Source organism: Streptomyces sp. (assembly GCF_035563135.1).
GTDB lineage: Bacteria > Actinomycetota > Actinomycetes > Streptomycetales > Streptomycetaceae > Streptomyces.
Genome location: NZ_DATMVN010000079.1, coordinates 1 through 11,777 on the forward strand (window position 1 = coordinate 1; position 11,777 = coordinate 11,777).

Below are 11,777 nucleotides of genomic sequence, written 5' to 3' on the forward strand. Positions count from 1 at the left end.
GACATGCAGGACACCGAGCTGAAGCACCACGAACACCGAGAGGACCTGTTCCCGGAGGTGACGAAAGGACCGGAGGACAAACCTCTCCGTACCAAAGGCGGGACGACCTACACCTACGAGGTTTCCCAGTAACAACCATCCGGCACCGTTGCCCGAGCGCGACAGAACAGAGCTCGGCCAGCAACCGTTGCAACGGATGAGCCGATCGCCCCGCGAGTAGCGGCCGCCCTGATACAGGGGCGGCCGCTTCGTCGTGGAGCGCGTCATCGGCAACGATTCGGACCTGTCCGACACGAAGGGAACGGTGCCCCCCTTCAAGGTCTCAGTGCTCGGCGGGTGGTGGCCGCCATGACGGCGGCCATGAGCACGGGGAGGTAGAGGGCAGTCGGCAGGGAGGTCCAGGAGGCGAGCGCGCCGATCAAGGCCGGCCCTGCGAGAAGACCGAGATACCCGGTGGCCGCGACCGTGCCGACGGCGCGGGGCCCTCCGCGGCCGGCGGCGGAAATCAAGGAGGGGACGGCGGTGGACAGCCCCAGCCCCACTGCGGCCCATCCGGCCATGGCGACCGGAATTGAGTTGGAGGCCACCCCGATCGCCAGGCCTACGGCCCCGAGCCCGGCACCGATTCTGACCACGGTGACGTGCCCGTAGCGGACCAGCATCCTGTCCCCGCACAGCCGTCCAACCGCCATCGCGGCGCTGTAGACCGCGAATGCGGCGGCCGCGAGAGTTTCCGATCCGCCCAGGTCCTTGATGTGTACGGCGGACCAGTCGACGGCGGCGCCTTCACAGAGCAGGCAGGCCGCCGCGAGGGTGCCCAGAAGCCACAGGCTGCGCCGGGGAAGCGAGGCTTCGTCTTCACCGCCGGGAGACGCGCTGGCGGGGGCGTCGAGATGACCCGCAGCCCGGACCGTGCGGCCGGAGGCGATGGCCGCCAGGGAGACCAGGACGCCGACAGCAGCGAACAGCAGGTCGTGCGGCAGCCATGCGGTCACCGCTGTCAGCGCGGCTCCGAGGAGCGCGCCGGCGCTGTAGGCGCAGTGGAACCCGGACATGATCGGACGGCCGTACGCCTGTTCGCACGTGACTGCGGAGGCGTTGGCTCCGACATCGAGCAGTCCGTGGAAGGCCCCGAACACCACGGCGGCGAGCGACAGCGTGAGGAGCGAGCGCCCCTGTCCCAAGAGGACCAAGGAGAAGCCGAAGCCAACAGCGGGAAGGACCAGCAGGCGGGATGATCCGAACCGGTGGGCGATGCGGCCGCCGATCAGGAGGCCTCCCACCATCCCGGCAGCGGCCGAGAGAAGAACTACGGCCAGGCCGCCGGACTGGAGATCAGCGGCGGCGCGAACGGCGGGCATTCGGGCGCCCCATACGGCCATGACCACGCCCAGAGTGGCGAAGTACCCGATCAGGAGCAGCCGAGAACGCTTCATCGAAGGAGCCACGCGGGCCGTGGAGGTCGCGGTGGTCGTCACCTGCGACCTCCGTGCTCTCGGCCGCGCGGCCGCGCTCCGTCACTGGTGTGCGGCGGGTCCTGGTGTGGAGCGGATGCGGCTGCTCGAGCCGGTGCTGGCTGCTGGGCGTACCAGCAGTGTCCGCGAGCGGGACCGCTGGCACGCGGGTCGGTGGCTGGAGAGCTTTGTGCGGGATGGATTGGCTGTCGCATGTCGGGATGGTGGGCCGTGAACCGGACACCCTCGTCGAGCACTTCACTTCCTCTGCCGGCCACGCAGTCCTCGCCGCCGGGCCTCCACTCGTAAGTGCTGCCCGGTCTCGCGGTGGTTGGGACACAAACGGGAGGACCGTTCAGACTGGCTGCGCTGCTCCGACCATCGGAGGCAGCATGGGCGGAGACTTGTTCGGGAGATTCTTCATGCTGTCGCTGGTGCCGTACGTGCCGCCGATCGCTCGTGACGCAGCGACTTGTGTGTGCGGTGTGTCGCGCTGGGTCTTCGAAGAGGTCCTATGCCAGTCCTGCCGGAGCACAGCAGTGAAGGAGCATGGCGAGCGCCTCACCCGGCTGCTGGCGGACATCTCGTACGACTACCGCGACATCCACCTGACGTGGTCGGCTGCCGGTGAGAGTCCGGAGTCGTTCAACCCGCGGGTTCTGTTCATGGCTCCCGACGTCACAGACCCTCGCCGGGGCAAGATCCAGTTGCGCTGGTTCCACTACTGGGCGGACGACATGCTGGTAGCCGCCTGCGCCGCCGGGGCCAGCGACGACGAGGTCCTGGCGCTCGCGGTCGCTCAGGCTCACTACGCAATCGCCACGCTCGCCGTCCACGAGGTGGGCGAATGGTTCACCTACCGCGGCAAGCAGGTCTTCCCGCCGCACCGTTCCGATCCTGGCTTTCCAGCCGACGAAGAGAACGGCCCGGACGGCAACGGAGCAGTGGTGCTGTGGCTCGCCTACGACCGCCAGAACAGCACGGCTCTTACGCCAGGAGCCGTTGCAGCACCGGCCGGTGGCCGAGAGCCGTACCTGACCGGCATCGGGACCCTGCCCGGTCAGAGGCTGGACGCCGACGATTCCGGCATCACGGTGGAAGGCCCAGGTGACGCCCCAGACACTCGGTTCTCCTGGGCCGATGTGACCGGAGCCTCCTCCCCCGGAGCTGGGGATGACCGGTCGAGAATCCTGCACGCCGTGCATCACAGCATCGTGTCCTCCGAACTCAGTGTGGTCGCACGGCATCTACTCGTGCGCGGTCAGCCTGTGCTCGCGCCAGCGCCCGGCTCAGAGGGCTCGGGACTGCCCTGGCGGTTCCATCTCACCTACGACGGATGACCAGGCGCTTGGCCCGTCAGTCCGACGGCCGAGAGGATTTTGCCGGGCCTCGGCGTCGAGAGCGCTCGAGATCAGACTGGGCCCACGATCCACACTCCTGTGCGATCCTCACCCCTCCGACCACTCCAGGAGTCGTTAGCCATGGCCCTTGAGGCAGACCGCTCTCTCCTCGGTCCCGAGCAGCCGCTCGACGACGAGGCCGAGCACGATCAACGAGTCCGCGCGCACCTGGCCAAGCTGGCCAACGCTCGCGGCCTGTCGGTCGACGAGGTCCTGGAGGCACTGAATGCGACCCTGTCGTCCGGGCAACCGCTGATCACAGATCCCGAGCACGACGGCGAGGCTTCCCTCGGGCTTCCGAGCAGCCGAAAGGGGGGCACGGTCACCCAGCAGCGGCCGGCGGACTCGGTCTGGGGCGTGACGTCAGTGGACTACCAAGGGCCACCTGTCGCTCAGCGCAGCCCCTGCGCGGGTACGGAGCGGTGCCCGTGGCGGCGGGACGCAGTTCTGGGTGCTTTCCCTGCAGAGGCCTTCCGTCTCTCCGCTCCGACGTCGTACCCGGACAGTGACCGCCGATTCGGCTGCCACTCCTCGTCTGCTGAAGCGCCGCGGGTTTGTGCTGGTTGGCTGCTTCGCGGCGCCTCGGGGAACCAGCAGGTGCTGAAACTGCTGGAAGCCGGGCTCATTCAGCTGCCGACGCTGCCTGCCGGGGTCGAGTTGTACGAGGACTACGTGGAGATGGCCGTGGCCAACGGTGTCGCGGAGGACGACCCGACGCTCGCCCCGATTCGTCGGGGCCGACCGCCAGGGGTGTGCGGAGACAACGAGACGCTGCCAGCAGGGGATGCGGCTGCCGAGGGCAAGCAAGACCGGCGGCCGGGCGGTGCCGGGTGACCGCCGAGGCCGACCAGTCGAGCACCGCGGCGTCTGACGTGCTTCAGGAGTGGATCGCCCGCTACCGGCAGGTGCCGCTGGGGGACGACTCATGGGTCTACGCCAGCTTCGCGGAGCTCGTCGCCCGCCACGGCCAGGCGTACGAGCCGGCTGCCTGGCCCATGCCCGACGCCCAGCATCCAGGGCGCTGCTTTCACGTCGCCCGCCGGTGGGCCGAGCGGGCGGGGTGGACGTACGTGGAAGGGTTCGTGCTCGTTCCGTCGGAGATCCCTTTCAGCGGTTTCGAGCATGCCTGGTGCCTGACGGCTGAAGGCCGGGTGGCTGATCCGGCGCTGCCAGACGGGTGGGCCACGGCCTACTTCGGAGTTCCGCTCTCTGACCGCTTCTGCCGGGAGCAGCGGGCGCTGCGCGGGACGGACGCGGTTCTGACCTTCGATCCGGTCAAGTTCTGGGGAGGGGCGAACACGACCATCCTGCGCCAGGGGCTGCCCTCGTATGCCGTAAGCCTCCCCGAGCGCACCGCCTGACTGGGGTCGCTCCTGCGATGCGTCGCTTCTCGCTTCGGGCCCTCGACCGTCAACCTGCGGAGTTCCGCACAGCGGCGTCCACGCGCTTCCGGAGGCTGTCCGCTTCACGGGGCAGGCTGCGCTCGTCTTGACCACCAGGACAGCGTCCGCCGCGGACCAGCCGCGGCAGCGCTTCGTACGTGTCGGGCTCCCCCGAGCCTGCACCTTTCTGTCCCGAGCGGACCGATCGGAGAGCGGCCATGCCCCAGCTTCCCTACGAGACGATCACCCTGCGGGTCCTCCTCGCACACGACCTGGACCGGACTGTAGCGACACTCTCCGGCCGTGCTTACGACGCCCACACGGCCGCCGGCAGAGAGTTCCAGGTCCACGGCAACCTGCACGACGCCAAGACCACCCGCCACTGGATGGCCCGAGGGGGCCCCGCTCCCCAGCCCCAGGTGCTGCTCAACGGGCTCGCCCACGAAGGCCTGATCGAGGACGGCGACTACCGGATCAAGGGATAGCGGGGGCAGGATTCGCCGCTGCTCCTGCGTAGCGGGCAAGGACGGCTTCACTCCTCCGAGCCCCCCGTCCCTCGGAGCGAAGGAATCCCACCCCATGACTCGGCAGACTCCCACCCACCTTGAGCACACCACCCTGAACCCGAGGGCCCGCGGGGCTCACGATCTCGTTCGCCAGGTCGAGGAAGGGCAGCTCGACGTGGATCCTCCCTACCAGCGGGGCAGCGTCTGGACTGAGGACCAGCGGGTGGCACTCGTCCGCTCCTGGATGATCGGTCTGCCTGCGGGTGTGATCATCATCAGTGATCGCGACAACCCGAACTGGGCCGCAGCCATGGGAGACGTGTACAAGGCCGGGGCGGCGATATGGGCGGCCGTCGACGGGAAGCAGAGGATCCTGACAGCGAAGCTGTGGTTCACCGATCAGTTCGCTGTTCCCGCCTCCTGGTTCGATCCGGCCGTCGTGGAGCAGACCGAGCTCACCGAGGATGGCCCCTACGTCCGCTATGGCGGGCTAAGCCAGCCCGGACGGCTCAAGTTCGACCGCCGCGCTCAGTTCCAGGTCGCCGAGTTCCGGACGGCCGGAACGATCCACGACGAGGCCGCCATGTACCTGCTCGTCAACGGCGGTGGCACGCCCCACACCGCCCAGGAGATGCAGCAGGCCCGGGAGATCGCCGTGACGAAGCCGTAGGCCCCCCTGGACAGAACTGCGCATTGAGACCATGTGGCCCGCAGCAGGGCCCTAGGGTTGCGGTCATGGAAGCGACCGCCCCGGCCGAGGCCCTGCTGCTCGTCACCGCCACCACGGTGCCGGGAACCGACATGGGCAGCCTCGGGCAGCGCCTCGCCGACACGGTGGTCCACCTGCCCGGACCCGCGGCCGCCCTCGTCGGGAGGAGCACCGTTCCGAAAGACATCGCTTCATGGGCCGCCGCGTTGGGCGAGCGCCAAGGCATGGCCGGTGCGGCCGCCGACCTGGTGCTGTACTTCGCACGCCTGTGGTTCCGCCCCAGCCCAGACCTGCCAGCCGACGCTGTCGCAGCCGCCATCGCATGCCGCCAGGTGTGGGAAATCCATCTGCGAGGCGTCGAACTGTCCGGCATGACCGACGTGGTGTGCTTGCCCGCGCCTGATGCGGACGCGTGGCTCCGAGGCGCATCGGGCTGTACCTCGCTCGCCAGGACCGCAGGCGCTCCTCCGGGCTTGATTCCCGAGAACCACGCGTAGCACGGGCGGGTTGCTCCATCTGGGCACTCCAACCGCACTGACTTCCCCATCAGGCGGCGGGTCGGCCTCGGGTGTCTCCGCCCCGCGAGCGCAGGGTCGTCCCAGCCTCGGTAAGCAGGAAGTGAACGAAGCCGTAGGAGCGTCCGCAGCCCTCGGCCAGGGTCCGGATCGAAGCTCCCTTGTCGTACGCCCGCCGCAAGTCGGCGCCCAGCTTCTTCCGCGCCAGTCCAGTAACCCACACACGGCTGCCCACCACGTCGTCTTCCTCTCTTTGCGCGAACACCCTTCAGTGCGCCAGCTGCACCCAGGAGCACGCTCACTCTCACAGTGAGCAGCACCCACGCCACCGGACATGAGCGCCGGCTTCGCCGCCTCCAGAGTCGCTGGCGGTGTCGCTCGTTGGGCAGTGGCAGACGGACTGCAGCGACACCGTCATACGCCGCGCTCCGGACGGTCAAGGGCCGGGACCCGTACTGGACGTACGACAGGACGCGGGTGCCCGGGGCCCCTGTTCGGCCGCGGTGTGCACCTATCCGCACCGTCCCCGGTGGGTAGCCCGTCGGATCGGGTGACCCCCGTTCCCGGATTCGCGCCGGCGCGACCCACTGCCGTGGAGTGCGGTTTCTTGCGGTCATGCCAGACAACGACCTTGCCCGTCGCCTCCGCGCCCAGCTCGCCGCCCACCCCGCCCCGCAAGATCCTCAAGCCTGGATCACTGCCCGCCTGCCCCGTACCGGCCACACGGGCCGCCCCATCGACGACGCTCGCGACGCCCTGGGCATCAGCGAAGAGGACGCGGCCGCCGTGCTCGATGCAGGTCTCCTGCCGGAGCAGTTGATGGCGGCGCTAGATCAGCTCTCCGACGGGGCTTCGACGATCAACTGGGAAGCGGCGTATGCCGCCGCCTACGGCCTCGAGGACGGTGACTTCAGCATCACAGCCGAGCATCAAGCACGCCGCCGTGTGTGGGGAGTCACCCACGACCTGATCACTGACGGCACCAGGCGCAGCGGCAGCCGCGGGCTACCGGCCAGCGTTATGCAGTTCATAGTGGCCGGTTGGGTAGACGACTGCCTGACCAGCGGGCAGGAGCCGACCTTCTGGCGTGACGAGCGTGGAATCTGGCGGACCTCCCACGGAACGCTATACGCGCCCCGGCTGGCCGAGGCCGCCGTCATCTACCCCGGCAGCATGCGAGGCACCGAGGACGCGCTCGCCGCGCTCGGCGCCTCAGAACTGACCTGGGTGGGCGTCCTCGGTGACCGCCGCCTGCACCACGCCATCGTCCCCGCCGACAAACTGAGTGCTCTCAGCCAGAGCGCGCACATTCGTACTCTCGGCACCCCGCCGCCGGACACCGTCTACACGTATCTACATACCTCCTGGCTGCGCACCAGCGGCGACGTCTGCCAGCGCTGCGGCACGGTGGCGTTCCTCGCCCGGGCCACCGACTGGCCCGGGGCTCCAGCCCTGTGCCCCGACTGTCACGAGGCGATGAGAACCGCTCAGGCAGCCGCTGGGCACCAGTGCGCGGACGGGTGCGCACAGCCTGTCGACCACACGGGGCTGTGCCTTCCCTGACCCGGTGTTCCTCCCCGGTGCCCGACATAGAGCACCGGGGAGTACCGGCCTCCCCGCACGTGGCGTCCGTCTCTGATCTGCGGGGTGGCTGTCCTGCGCGTGTTGGTCGACGACACGGGACCACGACACGGCCACGCCTTCCGATTCGCCGTCGCTGCCGTGCCGTCCCCCTACACCCGCACCATCGCCCCTGCTCCTCTCACACCGGACGACTAGGAGAACGACGTGGGGCTTTCCATCCGAGCAGGCCGACCGAACGGCCCGCTGCCCAGTGATCCCTTGCCGCAGTGGTCGTACGCGGGCTTCAGTCTCTTCCGCCGCGGGATCGCCAGCCACATCGGCATCAACCTCTCTCAGATGCACGGCTACGGCGGCGGCCGTCGATGGAGCAACGTGACCAGTCCTCTGCGTCACCTCCTGGACCACGACGACGACCGCGGCGAGCTGACGCCCGAGCAGGCGCGCGAGCTTGCCCCGGCACTGAGCGAAGCACTCGCCGAACTCGGTCGCAGTGACCCCGAGGGCCTCCTGTGGGGGCCGGACGGCTACAACGGGCGCGTCGGGAGGGAGTTCGTTGACCTCCTCACGCTCTGCGTCGAGGAGGACGTCCCAGTTGTCTTCTGCTGAACCCTAAGCACCACGAGTCCGTGGCACGTCGGCTCCTGCCGTCTCATGACGAAGGCGCCAGACAGCAGCCGCTGTCGATTCGGCTCGCCGCGGACTCGTCGCCGCAGGGGCCGACGCGACGGGCTCGTGCCGACTCTCTCCCGAGCAGACGGATCGGCTTGCCGTCCGCCATCGGTGCCTCCCGGGACCGGCCGCCCGCCCGCCATCAAACGTGGCGCGTCCGCGACCGAGCTGTCCTGACTGCTGCGTGAACGACTTCTGATGCCGTGTCCGCATCTGCTGACACCTTGCGTGCTGACAGACGACGAACGGAGAAGTCAGTGAACCGTGAGGAGCGACGCCGTGCCGAGCGTGCGGCGCGCAGGAACCGCAGGGGTCAGGAACCGGGGCCGTCCTTTCAGGCTCCGGCGGGTCGGATCGCCCGGGCGGCCGTGTTCTCGCCGGCCGACGAGGAGCGGCAGCGCCAGGATTTCCTGGCCGGCGGCGTGTTCGCGGACGGCGCCGGGGTGATGTTCCCCGAGGGCGACGGGCCCGGGCTGAGCCCGGTGTTCGTTGTCTACGTCCATGACGACGAGCGCACGTTTGGGCCGGCGCCGCAGCTTCGGACCGCTTTCGATCTGCTGGACGAGATGGGATCGGTCGCTCTGCACGAGCGTATGCCGGTGGCCACCTCGTGGTCGGGGATGAGCGGCAGCAGCCCGCTGGTCAAGCTGAAGCTCGGGTTCCCCGGGCCCCACCCTGCCAGGGGATCGGCGGACCTGGTGCTGCTCGCGGACCAGTACGCCGAGCTCTGGCAGTACATCGTCGGCGGCGGACTGATCGGAGTTACCACGCAGCAGCGCCTGGAAAAGGCAACGAACCATCCGGGAGCATCCTTCACGGATGGACTGGAAGCCTGCGTCCTTCTGGGGATCGGCTCTTCCCCGGTCCTGGAGCAGCTCATGCACCTGTACCGGTGGCCCCAGCCCACCAGTGCCGTCTGACAGCTCTGTCCGGAACGGCTGACACGTCAGCCACAGCGCTGTAGCGGCGGCGCCCATCCGTCGCCGGCCCGGCGTGACTGCCGATGCCGGGACCCCGCCCAGTAGGCCAGACACCCCCTTCTCCCCCACCCCGCTGACCGCCCGTGTGCAGGTCGGCATGACTCGTCACGCCCACTCGCCGCCCGCTATGCGGCTTACATCACTCTGGAGCTGATTTCAGATGCGCAACCTGTCCTCGAACGCCCGCCGTGGGACCGCCGCCGCGCTCACGTTCGCCGCACTCGCCGGCACCTCGCTTCTCGCCGCTTCGCCGGAGTCGGCGCTCTCCTACAAGTGCACCACCAGCACGAAGTCCATCGACAACCCGGCCTACTCCGGCCCGTGGGCGGACAACTGGGACATCAAGATCAGTCTCTGCTCCGCCCGCTCCGGCTCGACGGTGTACAGCTACGCGAAGGCGTCCTGGGACGGCCCCGTCGGAGAGGTCGACGACACGTCGATCTTCAACGGCGCATACCTGCGGATCTGGATAGCCAAGTCCGTCGCCGGCACGGATCCGGTTGTCCGCAGCGGCAACTACTACGGGATCGAAGCCAAGCTGGAGAACTCCGACTACTGGGGCAACTACAACAACAGCTACACCACGCCGACGATCAGCTACCCGGTCGGGAGCGCGAAGGCGTACGTCGACGGACAGCTGAAGCTCGAATGGCGCAACGACGGTAAGGGCTACCTGAACTACGACTACAGCGCCTCGCCGCTGGTCTGACCAGCCAAAGGTCCTACGACTCCGCGGGCAACTGTCGACCTGAGGCGCTCGGACGAGCCGCCGATCGGCGGCTCGTCCGAGCGCCTGCCCCCTGTAGGCGCCGAGGGCCTTCGACCGCCTCCACCGCTGACCGCCTGGCCGCCGGCAGGAGAGTCCGCAGCACCACATGCGCCCCTCTGCCGGCGGTGGACCGCGCCAACGCGAATTCGCGTGGAGAAGGGCTTTGGCGATCAACGGCCTCACCTTGGCGACGTCTAAAGACGACGCGATAAGGAGCGCCTCCAGCAGTGAGCACCATCAACATGACCAAGGGCTCTGCGTCCGCCCGCATGACCAAGTCCTCAAGCATCCGGGTGCGGTGCTGGTGGGACAGCCGAACCGACTACGACCTGTACGCCCTCGTCGTCTACACCGACGGCCGAGTTAAGACGGTCGCTACCTTCCCCGCGGAGGGAGTGCCCGCTCAGCTCGCCACGGCCGACGGGGCGGTGAAGCATCTCGGCGACGTCGGCCGTCAGGCGATCGGAGTTGCCGAGGAAATCATCGAGATCGCCCTGGACGACTCGATACGCGCCGTGATCCCAGTCGCCTACTCCGCTCAGTCGAACGGCAACGGGTCCTTCTTCGAGTACCGCGTCTCCATGGAACTCGACAACGGTCTCGGTGACCGGGTCGTCGTCACTGCGGAGAACGCCAACGACAACAGCCGCATCTACACGTGTGTGCCGGGCATGCTGGAGAACACCCCGGACGGGGTGAGCGTTCACGCTCTGGAGCATTACTCCAAGCCGAAGTCTGAGGATCGGCCGCTCGTCAGCCTCGTGCGGCGAGGCCTGATGAAGAAGACCGAGGTCGTGGCCATCGAAATGGACGCGGGTCCGCGCAACGCGTACAAGTAGCGTCCCTCAGCGACCACTGAGGGCCCAGCGCACGCTGCTCGCCTGAACCCCGTCCGTGCCATGCCTCGGCGGCTCACGCGGGCGGGCGAGGACCGCTACGTAAGCCGACAGGCTGACGAGGAATGCCGGGCTGCAGCGGGGGACTCCCCACCGAAGTTTGACCTACGAGCGTTCTGCTCGTAGGTTTCGCTTCAGGATCAAGGAGGACCGAATGAGTGACGGGCCCGGCGAGAACGTTTTGTGGACGGTCGCTCAGGCCGCCGTGTACTGGGGTGTCACCGAATCGCGTGCGCGAGCCATCCTCGCCAACAGGGGAATCAAGCGCGTCAGTGGATACCCCGCAGACCAGGTCCAGGCTGTCGAGCTAAGACAGGGAGCGCGTACAGATCTGCACGAAAGTACGGCAGCCGTTGAATGACCGACGCAGAGTCCTGCCATCGCACCTCTCACCCACTCCGCTGAGAAGTCAGGGAATATCTGATGAGCGCACGTGCCACCGAACGTCTCCGCGAGCTGTGGGGGCATCTCTCCTTCTTCACCGTCAGCGAGGTGATCGCCCGACAGCCTGAAGACGTCTCCTACATCGAGTTGCGCAAACCACCGATTGGCACCTATGCCAACGGTGAGAAGATGTACAACGGCAGCTACCGGCCTGACGAGGTCCCCGGCAGCGCGGATTTCCGGACGTTGACGGATGTCCCCGAGCCCCTGCGGGCCGATGCCCGCATCGTGTGGAAGCGGTTCACCGCGTACACGCAGGAGGGCGTCAGCTTCACCTACGACGCTCACCGCAAGCTCGACTTCACCCGGGATGCGACGCTCGATTTCGAGGAGCCCTCCAACCATCCGTACTGCGAGCGGCTTCCCGTGCCCGGCGAGTTGATCTGCGGAACGACCGGCTCCGACAAGGGGGCCCTGGACCGCTGGTTCTTCTGCGATGAGGCATTCCGGGTCCTGGTGACCAGCGTGC

At 68.2% G+C, this 11,777-nt stretch carries 14 protein-coding genes; 12 read left to right on the forward strand and 2 right to left on the reverse strand.

Annotated features, from left to right (window positions below; genetic code table 11):
- Positions 1–314: 314 nt before the first annotated feature.
- Entirely contained in the window at positions 315–1,478 is a 1,164-nt protein-coding gene (locus VN520_RS03405) for an MFS transporter (protein WP_325745325.1), read from the reverse strand.
- A 515-nt stretch (positions 1,479–1,993) separates the two neighbouring features.
- On the opposite strand from VN520_RS03405, the gene VN520_RS03410 reads away from it, so the two are divergent.
- The 6 genes from VN520_RS03410 to VN520_RS03435 all read left to right on the forward strand — a co-directional run bounded on the left by VN520_RS03410 (position 1,994) and on the right by VN520_RS03435 (position 5,948).
- Positions 1,994–2,794: a hypothetical protein gene (locus tag VN520_RS03410; protein WP_325745326.1), complete on the forward strand. Its 801-nt coding sequence runs from the start codon at positions 1,994–1,996 to the stop codon at positions 2,792–2,794.
- A 141-nt stretch (positions 2,795–2,935) separates the two neighbouring features.
- Positions 2,936–3,688 carry a DUF6283 family protein gene (locus VN520_RS03415; protein WP_325745327.1) on the forward strand — a complete coding sequence of 251 codons (753 nt, stop codon included), beginning with the start codon at positions 2,936–2,938 and terminating at the stop codon, positions 3,686–3,688.
- Positions 3,685–4,215: a hypothetical protein gene (locus VN520_RS03420; RefSeq protein WP_325745328.1), complete on the forward strand. Its 531-nt coding sequence runs from the start codon at positions 3,685–3,687 to the stop codon at positions 4,213–4,215. The genes VN520_RS03415 and VN520_RS03420 overlap by 4 nt, the downstream gene beginning before the upstream one ends.
- Positions 4,216–4,454: 239 nt before the next feature.
- The gene (locus VN520_RS03425; protein WP_325745329.1) at positions 4,455–4,721 is read left to right on the forward strand and encodes a hypothetical protein; all 267 of its coding nucleotides are present in this window, start codon (positions 4,455–4,457) and stop codon (positions 4,719–4,721) included.
- A gap of 94 nt (positions 4,722–4,815) precedes the next feature.
- Positions 4,816–5,412, forward strand: a complete 597-nt coding sequence (locus VN520_RS03430; protein ID WP_325745330.1) for a DUF262 domain-containing protein — start codon at positions 4,816–4,818, stop codon at positions 5,410–5,412.
- Between the two features lie 65 nt (positions 5,413–5,477).
- A complete protein-coding gene (locus tag VN520_RS03435; protein ID WP_325745331.1) occupies positions 5,478–5,948 on the forward strand; it encodes a hypothetical protein in 471 nt (156 codons plus the stop codon).
- A 49-nt stretch (positions 5,949–5,997) separates the two neighbouring features.
- Here the strand turns inward: VN520_RS03435 and VN520_RS03440 are convergent, their stop codons facing one another.
- Positions 5,998–6,231 carry a helix-turn-helix domain-containing protein gene (locus tag VN520_RS03440; protein ID WP_414719760.1) on the reverse strand — a complete coding sequence of 78 codons (234 nt, stop codon included), beginning with the start codon at positions 6,229–6,231 and terminating at the stop codon, positions 5,998–6,000.
- 350 nt (positions 6,232–6,581) lie between these two features.
- Here VN520_RS03440 and VN520_RS03445 point away from each other — a divergent pair, with 350 nt between their 5' ends.
- The 6 genes from VN520_RS03445 to VN520_RS03470 form a co-directional block, all read left to right on the forward strand.
- On the forward strand, positions 6,582–7,529 hold the full coding sequence (locus VN520_RS03445; RefSeq protein WP_325745333.1) for a hypothetical protein: 948 nt from the start codon (positions 6,582–6,584) through the stop codon (positions 7,527–7,529).
- A gap of 225 nt (positions 7,530–7,754) precedes the next feature.
- Complete coding sequence (locus tag VN520_RS03450) at positions 7,755–8,156, forward strand: hypothetical protein (RefSeq protein WP_325745334.1); 402 nt, start codon at positions 7,755–7,757, stop codon at positions 8,154–8,156.
- A 431-nt stretch (positions 8,157–8,587) separates the two neighbouring features.
- Entirely contained in the window at positions 8,588–9,139 is a 552-nt protein-coding gene (locus VN520_RS03455; RefSeq protein WP_325745335.1) for a hypothetical protein, read from the forward strand.
- A gap of 220 nt (positions 9,140–9,359) precedes the next feature.
- Positions 9,360–9,908, forward strand: coding sequence for a hypothetical protein (locus VN520_RS03460; RefSeq protein ID WP_325745336.1), 549 nt, complete (start codon positions 9,360–9,362; stop codon positions 9,906–9,908).
- A gap of 287 nt (positions 9,909–10,195) precedes the next feature.
- Complete coding sequence (locus VN520_RS03465; protein ID WP_325745337.1) at positions 10,196–10,807, forward strand: TerD family protein; 612 nt, start codon at positions 10,196–10,198, stop codon at positions 10,805–10,807.
- A 480-nt stretch (positions 10,808–11,287) separates the two neighbouring features.
- Positions 11,288–11,777, forward strand: a 490-nt coding sequence (locus VN520_RS03470; protein WP_325745338.1) for a hypothetical protein, incomplete at its 3' end; no start/stop codon positions are given.